Source organism: Neolewinella aquimaris (assembly GCF_014197245.1).
Classification (GTDB): domain Bacteria; phylum Bacteroidota; class Bacteroidia; order Chitinophagales; family Saprospiraceae; genus Neolewinella; species Neolewinella aquimaris.
Map to the genome: position 1 here is coordinate 423,819 of NZ_JACIFF010000001.1, position 17,771 is coordinate 441,589.

Annotated in this window: 15 protein-coding genes; 6 read left to right on the forward strand and 9 right to left on the reverse strand. The window is 58.2% G+C overall.

Annotated elements, in window-relative coordinates:
* Position 1 precedes the first annotated feature (1 nt).
* Positions 2-1,393, reverse strand: a complete 1,392-nt coding sequence (locus tag GGR28_RS01745) for a c-type cytochrome domain-containing protein (protein ID WP_183493989.1) — start codon at positions 1,391-1,393, stop codon at positions 2-4.
* Positions 1,394-1,605: 212 nt separating this feature from the next.
* On the opposite strand from GGR28_RS01745, the gene rpsP reads away from it, so the two are divergent.
* Positions 1,606-2,265, forward strand: a complete 660-nt coding sequence (gene rpsP / locus GGR28_RS19415) for a 30S ribosomal protein S16 (RefSeq protein WP_183493990.1) — start codon at positions 1,606-1,608, stop codon at positions 2,263-2,265.
* A gap of 61 nt (positions 2,266-2,326) precedes the next feature.
* On the opposite strand, the gene GGR28_RS01755 is transcribed toward rpsP, so the two are convergent.
* From GGR28_RS01755 to GGR28_RS01765, 3 genes are read right to left on the reverse strand one after another with little or no spacing between them, the layout of a single operon-like run.
* On the reverse strand, positions 2,327-3,139 hold the full coding sequence (locus tag GGR28_RS01755; RefSeq protein WP_183493991.1) for an aminotransferase class IV: 813 nt from the start codon (positions 3,137-3,139) through the stop codon (positions 2,327-2,329).
* 1 nt (position 3,140) lies between these two features.
* Positions 3,141-3,935, reverse strand: coding sequence for a diaminopimelate epimerase (dapF, locus tag GGR28_RS01760; RefSeq protein ID WP_183493992.1), 795 nt, complete (start codon positions 3,933-3,935; stop codon positions 3,141-3,143).
* On the reverse strand, positions 3,935-4,186 hold the full coding sequence (locus GGR28_RS01765) for a hypothetical protein (RefSeq protein WP_183493993.1): 252 nt from the start codon (positions 4,184-4,186) through the stop codon (positions 3,935-3,937). The genes dapF and GGR28_RS01765 overlap by 1 nt, the downstream gene beginning before the upstream one ends.
* A 76-nt stretch (positions 4,187-4,262) precedes the next feature.
* On the opposite strand from GGR28_RS01765, the gene GGR28_RS01770 reads away from it, so the two are divergent.
* Both GGR28_RS01770 and GGR28_RS01775 read left to right on the forward strand, forming a co-directional pair.
* Positions 4,263-5,663 (forward strand): trypsin-like peptidase domain-containing protein, encoded by a 1,401-nt coding sequence (locus GGR28_RS01770; protein WP_183493994.1) that lies wholly within the window; start codon positions 4,263-4,265, stop codon positions 5,661-5,663.
* Positions 5,664-5,756: 93 nt separating this feature from the next.
* The gene (locus tag GGR28_RS01775; protein ID WP_183493995.1) at positions 5,757-6,995 is read left to right on the forward strand and encodes a pyridoxal phosphate-dependent aminotransferase; all 1,239 of its coding nucleotides are present in this window, start codon (positions 5,757-5,759) and stop codon (positions 6,993-6,995) included.
* Here GGR28_RS01775 and GGR28_RS01780 read toward each other — a convergent pair.
* The 3 genes from GGR28_RS01780 to GGR28_RS01790 form a co-directional block, all read right to left on the reverse strand.
* On the reverse strand, positions 6,957-7,685 hold the full coding sequence (locus GGR28_RS01780) for an SGNH/GDSL hydrolase family protein (RefSeq protein WP_221233772.1): 729 nt from the start codon (positions 7,683-7,685) through the stop codon (positions 6,957-6,959). The genes GGR28_RS01775 and GGR28_RS01780 overlap by 39 nt on opposite strands.
* Positions 7,686-7,724: 39 nt before the next feature.
* Entirely contained in the window at positions 7,725-8,753 is a 1,029-nt protein-coding gene (gene hemE / locus GGR28_RS01785; RefSeq protein WP_183493996.1) for a uroporphyrinogen decarboxylase, read from the reverse strand.
* A 341-nt stretch (positions 8,754-9,094) separates the two neighbouring features.
* Positions 9,095-10,723, reverse strand: coding sequence for an acyl-CoA carboxylase subunit beta (locus GGR28_RS01790; RefSeq protein WP_183493997.1), 1,629 nt, complete (start codon positions 10,721-10,723; stop codon positions 9,095-9,097).
* Between the two features lie 52 nt (positions 10,724-10,775).
* Here GGR28_RS01790 and GGR28_RS01795 point away from each other — a divergent pair, with 52 nt between their 5' ends.
* From GGR28_RS01795 to GGR28_RS01805, 3 genes are all read left to right on the forward strand, one after another.
* Positions 10,776-11,000: a hypothetical protein gene (locus tag GGR28_RS01795; RefSeq protein WP_183493998.1), complete on the forward strand. Its 225-nt coding sequence runs from the start codon at positions 10,776-10,778 to the stop codon at positions 10,998-11,000.
* Between the two features lie 1,366 nt (positions 11,001-12,366).
* Positions 12,367-15,183, forward strand: coding sequence for a PQQ-dependent sugar dehydrogenase (locus GGR28_RS01800; protein ID WP_221233773.1), 2,817 nt, complete (start codon positions 12,367-12,369; stop codon positions 15,181-15,183).
* A gap of 45 nt (positions 15,184-15,228) precedes the next feature.
* Positions 15,229-16,278: a TIM barrel protein gene (locus GGR28_RS01805; protein ID WP_183494000.1), complete on the forward strand. Its 1,050-nt coding sequence runs from the start codon at positions 15,229-15,231 to the stop codon at positions 16,276-16,278.
* A 163-nt stretch (positions 16,279-16,441) separates the two neighbouring features.
* Here the strand turns inward: GGR28_RS01805 and gloA2 are convergent, their stop codons facing one another.
* Together gloA2 and GGR28_RS01815 are read right to left on the reverse strand one after the other, a co-directional pair.
* Positions 16,442-16,831 (reverse strand): SMU1112c/YaeR family gloxylase I-like metalloprotein, encoded by a 390-nt coding sequence (gloA2, locus tag GGR28_RS01810; protein WP_183494001.1) that lies wholly within the window; start codon positions 16,829-16,831, stop codon positions 16,442-16,444.
* A 23-nt stretch (positions 16,832-16,854) separates the two neighbouring features.
* A complete protein-coding gene (locus tag GGR28_RS01815; protein WP_183494002.1) occupies positions 16,855-17,745 on the reverse strand; it encodes a polysaccharide deacetylase family protein in 891 nt (296 codons plus the stop codon).
* Positions 17,746-17,771: the final 26 nt, after the last annotated feature.

Sequence of the window (17,771 nt, forward strand, 5' to 3'; positions counted from 1 at the left end):
GTTATTTCGTGAGGTTGGAAGGAGTGATGCTATATCCCGTATCGACGGCAATCTGGGGGTGCTTCTCGGCAAAGGCCGCTGCCGCTCCCGGAGTGACGGCCGTTTGCCAGAGGTACACCCTGCGTAGGGCGGGGTAGGAAGATAGGTATTCGAAGGTAAAATCTCCCACTTCCGTACCGTATAGGTTCAGCGACTCGAGGTGTTCGAGGCGTTTCAGACCGTCGAGCGTCTGCTCTCCCACGCCCGTTCCGGTGAGTCTTAGCCGGTTCAGGTTGGGGAAGTCGGCTACGATCGCCAGGTCATCGTCGCTTAGCGCCTGTCCGTCCAGGTAGAGGTAGGCAACTTGTTTGCCGGCGGCGGCGGAGAGTTCGCGGAGCGCTTTGGCATCCACGGTTTTGCCCGGCTGCGGTTTGGCCTCCAGGGCGGGTCCGCCGGGCACCAGATCGGAAATCAGCCAGTTCAGCGATCGCAGTCCTTCCCGCGTCTGTTCGTCGATCGCGCTTCCCTGCACCGTTTCTACATACTGGCGGGGCCGCAGGTCCAGTGCATAATCGCGCAAAAGCAGGGCCTTCAGGTCGTCGGGGATATCGCTTACCACCAGGGTACTCAGGGTATCGGCACCGTGGTTGATCCAGTACTCCAGTAACTTTACTTCGGTGAAGGTCATGCGTTCGCCCTGGGGGGGCATGGCCTTTACGTTCGAGGAGGGAAGCGTGACCCGGTTCACCCACCGGCTGTCCATTGCTTTTCCGGGAACAAACAACGGACCGGAATCGCCTCCGGCATAAAGTAAGTGGGCGGAATCCATCCGTAGGCCACCGTTCTGTTTGTCTGCATTGTGGCAGCGTACGCACTTGTCGCCGATCACCGGTCGCAGAAAGGTCCGGTACACGTTAATGCTATCGATATTTACCGCCGACCAGTCCTGCAACACCGCGGTATCCGGCACGTGTCCGGCAAGTTTTTGTACTACGGGCGGTGCATATTGAAACAGGTATTCCTCCCCGTGGGTCAGGTTGCCGCCCTGATGGCCGGCGAGAGTGAGTGCTCCGGCGGTCATCAGGCCGTACACCTTGGCCGTTATTCCACCGCGGTTCTGTACGTAGCATCCCCCCACGGCCAGTACGGCCACGGCCACTCCCGCCCAGCGGTGCCAGAACAGGGTAGGTCCGCCGTAGCCTCCCCCCGATGCGAGTAACCAGCCGGCGGTAGCGGCTCCTACGGCGGATGCAGCCCCGAGTACCCAGGCGACCCGGATGGCTGGCCGTACCCGGTCGCCCGGCCACAACTCCAGCAGGACGGCCAGCAACAGAAACCCGATGGGCAAGTGAACGATTAGCGGGTGGAACCGCCCGAAAAAGAGGGCATAATCAGTAAGTAAGAGGCTTGGCATAATTCGAGTAGAGTTCACCAGCAAGGTACTGCCCAACCAGGGATTTTGGCCGGACATCCCTACTACGTATCGTTCAAATTAGGCAACGAATAAAATGTGGCGGGCATCGGCTGTTTATCTTTACCTTTTTAGTTACCTTTGCGCCCCGGCAAAACCGGCTGCCCCCTTGCGGGAGTAGGTCGGTCTTCAATAACAAACGACAAGTTGTCACCATGCCAGTTAAAATTCGCCTCCAGCGTAAGGGTCGCCGCAAACGCCCTTTTTACCACATCGTCATTGCGGACGCCCGCGCACCCCGCGACGGTAAGTTCATCGAGAAGATCGGTACGTACAATCCCATGACCGTACCGGCCACCATCGAGCTCGACCGCACCTCCGCCTACGAATGGCTGATGAAGGGCGCCCAGCCCACCGATACGGTCCGTGCCATCCTCCGCTTCAAGGGAGTACTCTACCGCAAGCACCTCATGCGGGGTGTAGCCAAGGGAGCCCTGAGCCAGGAAGAAGCCGACAAGAAATTCGAAGAGTGGATCGATACGAAGGAAGGCTCTACCGCCGAACGTCGCGCCGCCCAGGAAAAGAAGGAAGCGGAATTCCGTGCCGCCGTATCCGGTACACCTCCCCCGCCACCCGAGCCGGAACCGGAGCCCGTCGCTGAGACGGAAACCGCTACCGAAGAGCCGCAGGCCGAGCCTTCAGCTACCGCTGAGCTGGATGCTGCCCGTGCCGAGACCAATCCCGAAGCAGCCGCCCAGGTCGCCGGAGAGGCTGCCGCCGAGGCCGAGGCAGCCGAAGCTGCCGGAGACGCACTCGAAGCCGCCAACGAAGGCGAGAACGACGCCGCAACCGGCAACATCGACAAGGAAGTATAATTTTCTTTCCAACTCACTTAGTGAAGCCTCGATCGTGTCCTACGGTCGGGGCTTTGTTGTGTCATGCGTAGGACTCCCAGGCCTCCATCAATGTTAGGGTCACCGGCCCCACCGGTTTTTTGGTCCGGTCGATGGTGCCGATGGGCATGGGCCCCTTGATGGTACTACAAATGATGGCCTCGTCTGCGTTCCTGAATTCCTCCTCACTCACCCGGCGCTGTTCACAGGGTATTCCGAGGCGCTCTGCCAGTAGGATCAGGTGCTTGCGGGTAATGCCTAGTAGAATATCGTCGACCGGAGCTACCAGGGTGCCTTCCTGCACGATCATCACATTGGAGCGGTCGCTCTCGCGGACGTTCCCCGCGCGATCGACGTACACAGGATAGTCCGCCCCCATCGCCCTGAGCAGCGGCTTGATGCGGATGCCCTCGATGTAGTCGATCGATTTGACTTCCGGCAGCTGTCGTTCGTATCGGTGCATCATCACCAAGCAGCCGGTCAGGTAGGCCGTATCCGGCGGTGGCTTGTGTGCATTCGGTAGGGCAAGCAGGTTGGTTTCACGGGGCGTATATCCGTCATCGGCGTAGCCACCGGTAAGAATGAGTCGCATTCCGCCATCGCCTCCGCCGTTCCGTTCGATCAGTTCACCGATGATGTTCCTTAGCTCCTCATCCGTTTGGGGCAAGTCAAGATGGAGTCCTGCCGCGCTCCGGCGAAACCGGGCAAGGTGGTCCTCAAGGAACCTGGGCGTGCCGTTGCTGTAGCGGAAATAGTCAAACGCGGCATACCCCCGTAATATACTGAGGTCGGAGACGTGCAGGGTGGCGTCCCGCATCGCCGTAAATTTGCCGTTGACGTATACTTGGTCGAGCATGCTAAATGGTAAAGGTTCCTTCGAATACCAGCTCCGCCGGACCGATGAGTCTAAGGTGACGGTACTGTGTCCCGTATCGCTCCCCGGTAACGGAAAGGTTTCCACCCTTCGCGCGCACCTTGATGCGAAACGGGCCGTCGGTTGTGCCGCCCCGCCGGTGGAGGTGACCGACCACGGCCGCAGTGACACCGGTTCCGCAGGCGAGCGTTTCGTTCTCTACGCCCCGTTCGTAGGTGGCCAGCTCCAGTCCCTCGGGGGTCTCCCGAACGAAGTTGACGTTGATGCCCGCTTCGCGGAAGAGAGGGGACTGCCGGATGGTTCTGCCGTTGGTGACAACATCGACATCATCCAGATCGTCAACGAACTTCAGATAGTGGGGCGAACCGGTGTCCAGCACGAGGTCACCGTCCAGTTCACGAATTTCCGTTACATCGTTCATTTCCAGGGACACCTCACCCGCAGGCGTGACCGTAGCTTCGTGGGGCCCGTCGACGGCTAAAAACTTGTAGACTTCGCGATCGATACCCAGATCGGCGGCAAAGCGCACGATGCACCGTCCGCCGTTGCCGCACATGGTGCTGCGTCCGCCATCGGCATTGAAGTACACCATCTCAAAATCGTATTCCGCATCCGCTTGTCGGAGGAGCATCAGGCCGTCGGCGCCAATGCCGAAGTGCCGGTCGCAGAGCCGCGCGATGGTGGGGCGGTCCAGCTTGTCCACGAGGGTACCCCCACGATCGTCTAGTAGAATAAAATCATTGCCGGCACCCTGGTATTTGCGGAAGTTGATTTCCATTATTGCTGACGCTTGCTGCGAATGGAGTCCTGCGCGGCCCGTTCGCGAGCGGCCTTTTCCTGGTGATACTCCTTGCTTCCCTCCTGCTCCAGGGGGTCATCAAAACCAACCGGTACCGAGAGCGAATAGTGACGGTAAGCGGCCAGTGCGGCAAGGGCGACAATAAGCACGAGTCCGATCAGCGATACGCGCCAGCCGAAAATGTTGCCGACCGGAGTTTGGTCCGTTGGTGGGGGTGGTTTGTTAATCACCGCGTAAAGATAATATCCAACCATCTCTCCGTGATCGGGGGTAACAAATGGGTTGGCCAAGGCGTTGTGATCGACTATGACGACACGTTCGCTCGCCGTACTGATCAGCGCCTGTTTTTTATCCGCTATGTTCGGGGTTTTCGTTGCCTCGTCCTTGCGGGATGTACCCTCCGTCGAGGACCAGGCAGTCAGCACCCAGCTCGACGATCTACGGTTGCGCACCTTCGCGAGCAGTTCTCCAACCAGCTTTATCAGTGCTGCGGAGCGGGTGACTCCAGCAGTTGTATTCGTTCGGTCGTACCTAAAGCGCGACCTGCTCGGTGATCTTCAGGGGGAGCGTACCACCACCGGATCGGCCGTCATCGTCTCCCCCGACGGTTACATTGCTACCAACAATCACGTGATCGAAGGCGCCCGGCGCATCCGCATAACCCTGGAGGACCGGCGGGAATTCGATGCCGAGGTAGTCGGCGTCGACGAGAGTACCGATCTGGCACTCCTCAAAATCGAAGCCGACGGTTTGCCTAACCTGATGTTCGGCAACAGCGACAGCCTGCGGGTGGGTGAGTGGGTGCTGGCCGTCGGCAACCCCTTCAGCCTGAACAGTACCGTTACCGCCGGCATCGTATCGGCTAAGGGTCGGAGCATCGATGTACTGGAACCGGACGACCGCATAGAGAGCTTTATTCAGACCGACGCGGCCGTCAATCCGGGCAACAGCGGCGGCGCCCTCGTGAATACCGCGGGCGAACTGATCGGCATCAATACGGCGATCATCACCAACAGCGGCCGTCACGAGGGATTCGCCTTCGCCATTCCCGGTAACCTGGCCGATCGCGTAATTCGGGACCTCCGCGACTACGGGGAGGTGAAGCGGGCCGTACTCGGTGTCTGGATCCAGGGCATCAACGACGCCCAGGCAAAGCAACTGCGCCTGCCTTCCGCCCGGGGCGCCCTCATCACTAACCTCACTCCCGACGGCCCGGCCGCCCGCGGCGGACTACAGGTGGGCGACGTCATGACCGCCATCAACGGCGTGGAAATCAACTCCAGCCCCGAAATGCAGGAACAACTGAGCCGGTACCGCCCGGGACAACGCATACGCGTAACCTACATCCGGCGGGGCGCATCACTGAACCTGAGTATTCTGCTCCGCGACAAGAGCAACCGGCCCGGACAGCTGGTCGGGGAGCGCTCCGATGACCTACTGCACCAACTCGGATTCGAAGTAAGGGGCCTCACGCCAACGGAATTGCGGCAGTATCCAGAAGGCGGGGTGCGGGTCATATCGATCTTCCGGCACAGTCCGGCGGAATCCACGAACATGGAAGCCGGGTTCGTCATAACTTCGGTGAACGGCGAAGGGGTAACCAGCCTGGACCGTTTCCTCCGGCTCCTCCACAAAAACTCCAATCCGCTGCTGGGCGGATTGTACGACGGGTACGATGGGGAATATTTCTATCAGCCCGCTCCGTAACCGTTCGCTGCGGGCTAACTTTGTGGTCGGCTTTGCACTTAACCCGTCCGGCCCGCTCCCGCGCTCCGCCGCCCGCACAAAACCTACAAGCCAATGCCCGAGGTATCAAATCGGTCCCAGACTGTCCCGCTTTCCCCCTTCCGCAAACTTATTCCGCTTGCGGACCGTGCCCGGGCGAACGGTAAGCACATATACCACCTGAATATCGGGCAACCCGACATCAAGACTCCCCCCGCCGCGGTGGAAAAATTTCGTCGCCTGCCGTGGGAAATTCTCGATTACAGTCCGAGTAATGGAATCGATTCCTACCGGGAAGCACTGCGCAATTATTACGCCCGCTTTGACGTGGATCTCGGAGCCGACGAGATCATGGTCACTACCGGTGGCTCCGAAGCCATCCTGTTCTTTATGCTGGCCTGCCTCGATCCGGGAGACGAGATCATCGTGCCGGAACCTTTCTACGCGAATTACAACGGCTACGCCCACATCGCCGACGTGCGCGTGGTGCCCATTACGTGCCACATTGAAGATGGCTTTGCCCTTCCGTCAGCCGATAAATTTGCGGGAAAAATTACGGAGCGCACCAAGGCGATCGTGATCACCAATCCCAATAACCCGACGGGGGCGTGCTATACCCGCGACGAGCTGGAACGCATGTCCGAGATCGTCAAGGATCACGACCTGTTTCTCTGCGTCGACGAGGTGTACCGGGAGTTCTCCTACGATGCCCCCCTGCAATCGATTCTGCAACTGCCGGGACTGGAAGACCACGCCATCGTAATCGATTCGGTCTCCAAACGATACAGCGCTACGGGTGCACGGGTGGGCGCACTGGTCTGCCGCAACCTCAGTGTGCGCGAATCCGTAGATCGCTACGCTAAACTCCGACTGAGTCCCCCCGGACTCGGCCAACGCCTCAGCGAACTCATGCTCGAAGACGACGGTCCCTACCTGGCCGGGGTCAAGGAAGATTACGGCAACCGCCGGGATGTCGTCTACCGTCGGCTTCAGGGGATGCCGGGAGTGTTCGCCACCCAACCCGGAGGTGCTTTTTACCTTTTTGCCCGCTTCCCGATATCGGACAGCGAGGACTTTTGCCGGTGGTTGCTCGAAGAGTTTGAATACAAGGGGTCCACGGTAATGCTAAGCCCCGGACCTGGCTTTTATGCTACACCCGGTTTGGGAAACGCCGAATGCCGTATTGCGTACGTGCTCAACGTAGATGACCTCGAGTCGGCAATGGATTGTCTGGAAGAGGCCCTGCGGATTTATCCCGGCCGCACCGAGGGTTCTTCAGTCGCGGTGGCGGATCTGTCCCGCGACCTTGGCTAGCAGTACCTCACTTACCCAGCGATTATACTGTTGCCCGCTGGGGTGCAATCCATCGCTGGCCACGAGGTCCGGATCCGTGAGGCCGTCCCGTGAAATGGGCGTGATGTCGTAAAACGGAATACCGTAGCGGCTACAAATTGCGCTGGCCGCCTCGTTAAACGCATCGATATCCCTGCTTACCTCTTCCCGGCCGCCGCCGAAGGGCGTGTAGGCGTAATCGGGAATAGACACTACAAAGACACCCAATGTGTCGCCGCCGGCGTACCCGATGGACCACTGCAGCAGGCGTTCAAATTGCGGAACGTACGTCTCCACCGAAAAGCCCTGGTACTGATCGTTTACGCCGATGAGCAGGGAAACCAGATCAAAGTCACTACCTGGCTTACCGGCACTGAGGGCGTTTGCGAGGTTGTCGGTTCGCCAGCCGTTGCGGGCTACGATCTCCAGTGGTTCGACCTTGATGCGTTCCCGGCTCAGCAGTTGATCGGCCAGTTGAGCGGGCCACCGCTCGCTTGCACTTACGCTGGTGCCGATGGTGTAGCTGTCGCCCAGGGCGAGGTAGGAAACCGTCGTGTCGGGAGTGGCGGTTCGATCTGGATCATTGCCGGGTAAGGTCATGAAAGTTTCTTCGTCGCTGCATGCAGTGAAGAGCAGCAGCGCGGTCAGCAGTAGGTTGATCGGTCTAAACATCACCCTACATACGGCAATGGCGGACCGCTGGTTTGTGTACTAACGGTCGTAGCGGTAGGACTTGACGGCATTGACAAAGGCCTTTACTCCGTCGAGCGGCGTGTCGGGGTAGACCCCGTGGCCCAGGTTTGCGATATGCTTGCGCCCGAATTTGTCTAGCATCCTGGTGGTCGCCGCGGTGATCTGATCGACGGGTGCGTACAATTGGCAGGGGTCCAGATTTCCTTGTAATACTTTTCCCCTGACCTCGCTGCGGGCCCGTTCCACGTCGGCGATCCAGTCCAGCTGCACAACTTGGCAATCAAGTGCTCCGATTGCGGGAATGGCGTGGCGGGCATCCTTGGCGAATACGGTTACCGGCGTTTCATCTAGTTCTTTGCAGATCAGATCGATGTAGCGCAGGCTGAACTCCTGATAGTGTGCGGGGGGGAGCACACCGGCCCAGCTGTCGAAGAGCTGGATGAGATCGGCCCCGTGGCGGACCTTTTCCTTCAGGTAAGCTGCGGAAGCAATTGCGATGCGTTCGAGGAGTCGGTGACTGAGGGCGGGTTCGCGGTAGAGCATACGCCGGGCCTTGCTGAAGGTTTTGCTGCCGCCGCCCTCTACCATATAGGCGAAGATGGTCCAGGGGGCTCCCGCAAATCCGATGAGGGGCACCCGATTTTCGAGCCGTCGCTTGGTGGCGTCGAGGGCGTCGTACACGTAACCGAGGTGGTTCGGAGCATCCTCCGCCGGACGTAGCGCTTCGACGTCGGCCGACGACTGGATCACCTTCGGGAACCTGGGCCCTACCTTTTCCACCATGGTGTAATCGAGCCCGAGGGCCTCTGGGATCACGAGGATGTCGCTGAAAATGATGGCGGCATCCACGCCGAGCTCGTCAACGGGCTGAACCGTTACCTCCGCGGCGAGGTCGGGGGTCGATACCAGTTCCTTGAACCCGCTCAGGCTGGCCCGCAGTGCGCGGTACTGGGGCAGAATGCGACCGGCTTGTCGCATTAGCCATACGGGGGGGCGTTCGACGGATTCACCGCGGGCGGCCCGGAGGAAAAGATCGTTTTTGTACATGGCCGCGAAAGTAAGGCGGCGGAAGGGGCTGTGACCGGTGGCGGGCCGTTTTTGACCGAGTATTTACTAGTAGCGTCGGCTTCAGCCGACAAGCTGTTAGCAAAACGAGTACAGGCAGCGTAACGGCTGAAGGCCATCCACCGTAGCGTCCACTTCAGTGGACCAGCTGAATACGACGTACGCGATAGCAGCGTGACGGCTGAAGGCCGTTCACCGTAGCGTTGGCTTCAGCCGACAAGCTTTTAGCAAAACGAATACAGGCAGCGTGACGGCTGAAGGCCGTCGCTACTTAAACATGTATGTCACGTACTCAATAGCAGCGTGACGGCTAAAGGCCGTCGCTACGTCTGTACCGCTCCCACATTAAATCGTTCCGTCGGCGCATGGGTGGCTGCTTCGATGCCGGCGGAGATGTATGCCCGGGTATCGCGGGGGTCGATCAGCTCATCCACCCACAGGCGAGCGGCGGCGTAGTAGGGGCTGGTTTGCGCGTCGTAACGTTCAGTTATTTTCTTGAGCAGCTCCTGTTCTTCGGCTTCGGTGACTTCCTCCCCGCGGGCCTTCTGGCTGCCTACCTGGATTTGGAGCAACACCTTGGCCGCCTGTTCACCGCCCATCACGGCAATTCGGGCCGTCGGCCACGCCAGCATCAGGCGGGGGTCGTAGGCGCGGCCGCACATGGCGTAGTTGCCGGCACCGTAGCTGTTGCCGACGACGATGGAAAACTTGGGCACCGTGCTGTTACTTACCGCGCTAACCATTTTGGCGCCGTCCTTAATGATGCCGCCCTGCTCGGACCGACTGCCCACCATAAATCCAGACACGTCGTGCAAAAACACTAGGGGAATGTGCTTCTGGTTACACACCATGATGAAGCGCGCGGCCTTATCCGCCGAGTCGCTGTAGATCACGCCGCCAAATTGCATTTCTCCCTTGCCGCTGCGGACGACCTCGCGGTTGTTAGCGACAATGCCTACCGACCACCCGTCGATGCGGGCGTAGACGCACAGCAGGGTCTTGCCGTAATCTTCCTTATACTCCGTGAAGGTGCCGCCGTCGACCAGGGCACGAATCAGTTGGCGTCCGTCGTAGGGTTTGGCCCGCTCTTCGGGAAGTACGCCGAGGATGTCGGCCTCTTCCACGGCTACCGGTTCAATGCGGTCGAAGGGAGTGAGCGTTTTATCGGGGATTCGTCCGACCAGGTCACGGATTGTGGTCAAGCATTCCTGGTCGTCGGTGCATTTGTAGTCGATCACACCGCTGACCGATGCGTGCATTTCGGCTCCACCGAGCGCTTCGGCTTCTACTTTTTCTCCGATTGCGGCCCGTACCAGGTAGGGGCCGGCCAGGAATATACTGCCGGTTCCCTCTACGATGAGGCTCTCGTCGGACATGATGGGTAAGTAGGCCCCCCCGGCCACGCAGCTTCCCATGACGGCCGCGATCTGGGTGATGCCGAGGGCGCTCATTTTGGCGTTGTTCCGGAAGATGCGGCCGAAATGGTCCCGGTCGGCGAAGATCTGGTCCTGCATGGGTAGAAATACGCCGGCACTATCGACGAGGTAAACGATGGGGACCCGATTTTCCATGGCGATCTCCTGGGCGCGCAGGTTCTTCTTGCCCGTGATGGGGAACCACGCGCCGGCCTTAACCGTGGCGTCGTTGGCCACTACTACGCAGAGCCTCCCGTTGATGCGCCCGTAACCGGTGATGACGCCGCCGGCGGGGCAGCCGCCGTGTTCCTCGTACATCTCATAGCCGGCGAAGGCGCCGAATTCCAGAAACTGGGTTCCGGGGTCAATGAGTTGTGCGACCCGTTCGCGGGCCGTCAATTTTCCCTTCTGGTGCTGCTTGGCGATGCGTTTGGCGCCGCCGCCCTCCAGGATTCGTTCCAGGCGGTGGTTCAGTCGGGCTACCTGTAGCAGCATGCCGTCCTCATTTGCGGCGGCAGTTAGTTGTTCTTTGGTCATGATCGGTATTTGGGCGGCCGAAAAGTACGATATTCGCACCAACCCTCCCGGAATGACCACCAGCATCATCGGTCTCGTCATCGAACTTCTCTTCCTCGCACTCGGGGTTTACCTCTACCTTTTTGCCCGCGGCGCCGTCAAAGTCGGTAAGCCGGATACCCGCAGCCGGGCCGAGGAGTTTCGCCGCGATAATGCTACCTGGATGCGCTTGTTGGGACTGGCCCTGGCCGCCGTCATGCTGCTCAATGTCATCCTTCACGTCAGGGAATTGCTATAACAAATGGGCGGGGACGCGGGTGCCGTGAAAACAGAAAGGCAGCAGAGCAATCCGGAGATCACCTGCTGCCTTTTCCGTACCCGGAACGGGAATCGAACCCGTACTCCCAATGCTGGGAACTGGATTTTACTTACCGCTACGGCTTTCGCCGCCGCCCTTGCTGCTGGGCGTTTGTGGTCTGGACTTTATCTTCACCATACTTCGTTGGCTGACCAACGAAAGGTTAGGTGCTCGCCGTCAAGTCTCTACACCTTCCCCAGTTGCCTGGGGCTTGGCTCGGTATTGGCACCGACGTCACCGTCGAAGCGTTCACCGAATTTGACGAGTTCTACTCCGGAAATTTCTCACCGGGCAACCCCAATGTTCTTTCCCCTATAGTTCTCCGTTAAAGCATGACAATTAGGGCAGAGTAATGCCAAATTTTCCAGCCGATTATCGGAACGTTCACCGTTTACGTGGTGTAGTTCCAGAGGTATGGCCTGGTCCATCCAGGTTTCCAATTCGCACGCATTGCATCGCGCTTCCAAGATTTTCTCTGCTAATAATCGTCGCTTCAATTTATACGGTTGGTAACTAGATCCTTCTACTAAAATTTGATCGAGTGACTTTCTTGGATTAGGCCTAAACGCCAAACCCACATTCCACCCCTGTCCCCGAAAGTGAGAGGTGTCAATATTCCATCGAGCAAACTTTTGTTTTAGGGTGGTATAGTTACCTCCCGCCGCTTTAATCTGCAGCGTTCTGCAAACCTCGGCAATACTATAGGCGTCACGAACTGCATTCCGTAAATCCATTTCAGTATAAGTATATCTCATACCAAGCAAGATATTAACAGCATACGGAACACTAAACTGAGTCCAGCGCGTCTACCAATTCCGCCATCCGGGCGGTAGGCCGCAAAGTTAGTAAAATCTCCCCAGTACAACGCTGCCTTCCCCGATAGCTATCGGGGCGAAAGCACAAGGCTGCCTCTGGCAGCGCCTAAGCCACCAAATTCATCCCCTGCCGCAGCGGCACTTCCTCTGGCATGCCGCGGCAGGATGCCACGAACCGAGATGCCCGCGGCAGGATGCCACGAACCGGTAGTGCCCGCGGCAGGATGCCACGAACCGGTAGTGGTTCCCGGCATCTTGCCGGGTGGCAAAGCCGAGCTGTATACGAACTATGCGGAGGTATAGATTTTAGAGGCCCATCCGTAGAAAGGAAGGTTAGCGTCGCTTACCACTGGGCTTTCAAAGGTGGTCAGCGATTATCTTTGGCGATCAACGGGCCAGTGTGGGCCCTTATCCGTTAGTACAGATCGATCATGCCAACACCAGCTTACCGACCGGACCGGCGGTTCACCCCGCTTCCTATACTGATTTTATTGGCTTTGCTAGGCCTGCAGGCATCCTCCTGTGGTGAGGGCGAAGCAGCAGCGGAGATCGATCCGGTAGAGGACAATCGATTCACGACCAGCGTTTTGACTGACGCGGGTGGGCTCGACGAACCGATGGCGTTCACCTTTATTGACGAGGATAACGTCCTCCTTGTCGAGCGCAAGGGTGGAGTAAAGGCATTCAACATTGCTGAGCGGGATATGCGACGGGTCGGGCATATCGCGGTAAATACAATTTACACCGACAAGGCGGGCAAATCACGGGTAGCCGAGGAGGGTCTGATGGGCGTCATCGCCGACCCAAAGTTTGCGGAAAACCACTGGGTTTACCTGCTCTACGCCGATCCGGACACTGCAAAACACGTGCTTGCCCGCTTCGAATTACGCGACGATAGCCTGTACACCGAAAGCCGCAAGATCGTGCTCGAATACCCGGCCCAGCGGCAAGTTTGTTGTCATACCGGTGGTGGCATGGTCTTCGATGCGGATGGAAATCTATACCTAACGACCGGCAACAACACCGCCAACCCACCCTCCGGAACGTCTAACCTCGACGAACGACCGGGCGAAGAAACCGCCGACGATCAGCGCACCGCCGGCAACACCAACGATTTGCGCGGTAAAATCCTGCGTATCCATCCCGAGGCCGACGGCAGCTACACGATACCAGCTGGAAACCTGTTTCCAAAGGGCACCGAGAAGACGCGACCCGAGATTTATACCATGGGTCACCGCAATCCCTGGCGCGTATCGCTGGACAGTAAGACCGGATACATGTACTGGGGCGAGGTGGGCCCCGATGCTGCGGAAGACGGTCCCCGCGGTCCCCGTGGCTACGATGAATTCAACCGGGCCAAGGGTCCCGGATTCTTCGGTTGGCCCTACTTCATCGGTGATAACATTCCCTACGCGGACTTCGACTACGCTACCGATTCCGTCGGTACCTTATTTGATACCACCAGGGTCATCAACGACTCTCCTAACAATACGGGACTCGCGGAATTGCCCGAACCCCAGCCAGCTTTTATCTGGTACCCTTATTCCTTTTCTGAGACGTTCCCCCTCATGGGAAGTGCCGGACGGAGCGCAACGGGCGGACCGATCTTCCGTCAGGCGGATTTCCCGGATACCGACCGCCGTTTTCCCGCCTACTTCGAAGGGAAGTGGCTGATGGTGGAATTCATGCGCGGTTGGATCATGGCTGTTGATATTAATGAGAACGGAGATTACGCGGGAATGGAACCCTTCCTGCCGGATGAAAATTTTTCCAGCGCGATCGACATGCAGTTCGGACCCAACGGCAATCTCTACGTGCTTGAGTACGGCTCGGCCTGGTTTCAGGGTAACGAAAATGCCCACCTGAAACAGATTGTGTACAACGGCGGGAACCGCCCCCCCGTAGTGTACGCTTCGGCCGATCCGGTAGCGGGAGCACTCCCGCTCGAAGTCAGACTTTTCAGCGAAGGCACCCAGGATTACGACGGTGACGCCCTTTCGTACGACTGGCAGATCACGGCAGATAACGGGTACCGGGAAGAAATTTCCGGCGCAAATCCCACCGTTCAATTCGACCAGGAAGGTACCTACACGGCGACCCTGACCGTCACCGACAGTGAGGGCAATACGGGCACCGAATCCTTCAGTATTCTTGCCGGTAATGCACCACCCGTAGTTGACATCGTAATCAGCGGTGGCAATCAATCCTTCTATTTTCCGGGAAGCGAGCTGGACTATACCATCAGTGTCGAGGATCAGGAAGACGGTAGCCTGGAGCAGGGTCAAATAGCGAAGGACGCGGTTGCCATCAACTTCGACTATGCACCTGAGGGGTACGATCCGATCGAGATCGCGCAAAATCACCGCAGTAGCGACGAGTGGGTGCTGTACGCCAAGGGCAAGGAGTTGATCGACGCGAACGACTGCTTATCCTGCCACCGCGTGGACGTGAAGTCAGTAGGTCCGAGCTACCTACAGGTGGCCGATCGGTACCGAGGTACGCCGGAGGAAAAGCAGATGCTGGTCACCAACATCCTGCAGGGTAGTGTAGGCAAGTGGGGCGACCACGGCATGAGTGCGCACCCCGACCTACCCGAACGACAGGCCCGATTAATGGTCGACTATATTCTTAGTCTTGATGATGCAGCGGCCGAAAAGCAAGAGCTACCCCTTCGGGGAACTTTTGTGACCAACACACCACCCGGAGAAAATGGCAAGGGCGGCTACCTGTTGCGGGCTGCCTACACCGATCGCGGCACCGGCCAACTAAGGCCCCTTACCGCTGAAAAGATCATTGCTTTACGCAACCCCATTTTGGATGTCGAGAGAAATGATGCCGCCAAGGGAACCCAACTAACCACCACTCCGGGCCGCTCCTTCAATGTAGTGGAGGATGGCGGCTACATCGGCTACAATAACCTGGACCTGACGGGCATATCCGAAGTCATTATTCATGCCGAAGCGTCCAAGCGGTCCGGTGCCGCCGGAGGTGTAATCGAAGTCCGGCTTGATGCGCCGGATGGTACCCTCTTAGGAACAACGGAATCAGTTGAGTCCGTCGAGATCAATTTCGGTGCAGAGGTAGCTAAGCTGCGCGCCGAGTGGGAAGCCGGAGGAAAGAAGGGTCCCGAACCGGGGTATCGCGAAGTGCGGGATAAATTTCGCCGGGAGTATACCGTGCCCGTCGCCGAAGCGAGCGGCCGCCACAACATCTTCTTCGTCGTCAAGAATCCAGCAGCCCGCCAGGGCCAGATTTTAGTTCAGCTTCAGGACATCGTGTTTAAACCCGGTGACCGGTTGTCGCGGTAGCTCCCCAACAGTTTGTACCTTATTCACCACCAATAACTTAGAATCATGCAAAACCAACCCAATAACCGGCGTAACTTTTTACGCACAACCGCCCTGGCCACTGCTGGTCTGATGCTCGGTGCCCCACGCTTAAGCAGTGCCCCAGCTCTCCTGAAGCACTACAATAAACCCGACTCGCTGATCAACGGTGTCCAGATCGGTACCATTACCTATTCCTTCCGTAGCATGCCCGACCAGAGTGCGGAGGCGACCCTGCAGTACGTGCTCGATAGCGGCATGAGTGCCATTGAGTTGATGGGCGATCCGGCGGAAACCTTTGCCGGCCGGCCGGAGAATCCGGTCGACCGCAGCCGACTCTATGGTCTATTCCGCAAGCAACGGGGCGAGGAGGGACTTACCGAGGATGAAACCCGTGAACTGGATGAAATGCGGGCGGAAATGGACGCCTATAACAAGGAGGTAGCTAAGTGGCGTGCTACGGCAGACATGAATAAATTTGTGAAGGTCCGTGAAATGTACGCCGATGCGGGCGTCAACATCTATGCCTTCAAACCGCGCGCTTTCGAGAAGGATAACTCCGACGAGGAAATAAACTTTGGCATGCAGGCCGCCCGTGCCCTCGGTGCCTCCCACGTAACGCTTGAGCATCCCGCCGATGACGCCCGTACGCTCAAGCTGGGAAAGATGGCGAAGCAGAATAAGGTACGCATCGCCTACCACGGCCATGAACAACAAACGCCTACCTTCTGGGATACCGCCCTGAAACAGTCAAAGGGCAATGCGATGAACCTCGACATCGGTCATTACGTAGCGACCGGCCACGACCCCATCGCCATCCTGAAGGCACACCACGGCGACATCATGAGCATGCACCTCAAGGATCGTCAAACCCCCGAAAACGGCAAAGGCAACTTGATGTGGGGCAAGGGGGATACCCCAATTGGCGACGTACTGCGGCTCATGAGCGCCGAGAAATACAAATTCCCCGCTACCGTCGAGCTGGAATACGATATTCCCGAAGGCTCGGATGCAGTGAAGGAAGTCGCACGCTGTCTTGCGTACTGCCGCGAGCAGCTTACCGACGGGAAGGGATAAGTTCACCGATGCACGAAGCGCTCGGCCCTTTGGTTCGACGAGTTAAAAGAAGCTAGGGGGATGTTGCCCGGAACGGAGTGGGAGAAATCCATCCTTCCGTCTCCGTCGGTACCTCAGTCGACCCCGGCGATCAGGGGACGCAAAGACTACCGTGGTCTTACCCTCACTGTTCGTATAGCTCGATGGGCAGCCCATCCGGGTCCTGGAAGAAGGTGAATTTGCGGCCCGTCAGTTCATCTATGCGTATGGGCTCAGCCGCTATTCCTTTATCTTTTAGGAGTTGAATCGACGCCTCCACATTAGCAACGGCGAAAGCGATGTGCCTGAGGCCGGTTGCCTCCGGGCGGGTCGGCCTGGCCGGGGGATCCGGGAAAGAGAATAACTCGATGAGGTACTGGTCGCAGAGGCTTAGGTCCAGCTTATAGGAGTTTCGCTCCTTCCGGAACTGCTCGTTGATCACCCGAAACCCCATCACTTCGGTATAAAACGCTTTTGACTTTTGGTAGTCGCTGCAAATGATGGCGATGTGGTGGAGCGATTGCAAATTGAGCATAGAAACCAGTACTGGGAAGGAAATTAATCGAAGTTTAGGGTTTTCTGCAGGTCGCCCCAGTCGACCAGAATAATTTGCTGGGCGGCGAGAAAGGCTTTGAGCGCATCTGAGGTAACGTAGTCGTAGTCGTTCTGCCGCCAGGCGGAACCAAAAGCGGGGTGATCTATCGTCACCGCCCGCATCTCCGCACCGTCGAAGGCGAGGTGGACGATCAATTCGTGGAGTCCGGGTTTCATCTGCGCCAGCAGGTCGTTGTAGAAGGATGGCCACTGGTGTGCCGGAATGGTCTCATCCATCATGTACACGTCATCGATAATGATATTGGTCGAATCCAGCGCGATTGGGAGAGCGGAAGGCTGAAAAACCGCCAGACCGTATTCCCGGCCCACCCGCTGAAATATTTCCGTAAACTCGGGCTTGGCGTACAGGCTGCCCATGTGGCTGTCGAGGTGGGTAAGCTTAATTCCGAAAGCCTGGGCGCGGTCGATCTGGGCCCGCATTTCCGCTTCGACCTCTAGCGGGTCAGCGTGGGCGATAAATTCCCCCACAGAGGCGTAGAAATAGCCGGTCGTATCCAGGAGGCTGGAAATTTCACTGGACGGCAGTACTCCATCCCACTTGTAGTATTTCCACTCGGCGGTGAAGGTGAGGTGAATGCCCCAATCCATTTCGGGATGGTTGGCGGCATAGGCGGCGATCTCCGGGAACCACGGACAGGGCACCATGATGCTCGCCGAAGTAATTCCCCGCGCTTCGAAGGCCGCGATCGAGGCCGTATCGACCGAATGCGCCACGCCGAGGTCGTCGGCATGAATGATGAGCATGCGGGCATCGGCCGGGTGGCCGAGTTGCTCGGCAATATTTTGCTGAGCGGTAAGGGGAAAACAGAGGAAAAGGAGGGGAAGTATTCTCATAGCGGTAAGCGTAGGGTGGGGGGAGC

Coding starts and splice junctions, on each gene's coding strand:
- GGR28_RS01795 (WP_183493998.1), top strand. CDS start 10,776: ATGACCACCAGCATCATCGGTCTCGTCATCGAACTTCTCTTCCTCGCA.
- GGR28_RS01775 (WP_183493995.1), top strand. CDS start 5,757: ATGCCCGAGGTATCAAATCGGTCCCAGACTGTCCCGCTTTCCCCCTTC.
- GGR28_RS01755 (WP_183493991.1), bottom strand. CDS start 3,139: ATGCTCGACCAAGTATACGTCAACGGCAAATTTACGGCGATGCGGGAC.
- gloA2 (WP_183494001.1), bottom strand. CDS start 16,831: ATGCTCAATTTGCAATCGCTCCACCACATCGCCATCATTTGCAGCGAC.
- GGR28_RS01770 (WP_183493994.1), top strand. CDS start 4,263: ATGACGACACGTTCGCTCGCCGTACTGATCAGCGCCTGTTTTTTATCC.
- GGR28_RS01805 (WP_183494000.1), top strand. CDS start 15,229: ATGCAAAACCAACCCAATAACCGGCGTAACTTTTTACGCACAACCGCC.
- GGR28_RS01815 (WP_183494002.1), bottom strand. CDS start 17,745: ATGAGAATACTTCCCCTCCTTTTCCTCTGTTTTCCCCTTACCGCTCAG.
- GGR28_RS01780 (WP_221233772.1), bottom strand. CDS start 7,685: ATGTTTAGACCGATCAACCTACTGCTGACCGCGCTGCTGCTCTTCACT.
- dapF (WP_183493992.1), bottom strand. CDS start 3,935: ATGGAAATCAACTTCCGCAAATACCAGGGTGCCGGCAATGATTTTATT.
- rpsP (WP_183493990.1), top strand. CDS start 1,606: ATGCCAGTTAAAATTCGCCTCCAGCGTAAGGGTCGCCGCAAACGCCCT.
- GGR28_RS01790 (WP_183493997.1), bottom strand. CDS start 10,723: ATGACCAAAGAACAACTAACTGCCGCCGCAAATGAGGACGGCATGCTG.
- hemE (WP_183493996.1), bottom strand. CDS start 8,753: ATGTACAAAAACGATCTTTTCCTCCGGGCCGCCCGCGGTGAATCCGTC.
- GGR28_RS01745 (WP_183493989.1), bottom strand. CDS start 1,393: ATGCCAAGCCTCTTACTTACTGATTATGCCCTCTTTTTCGGGCGGTTC.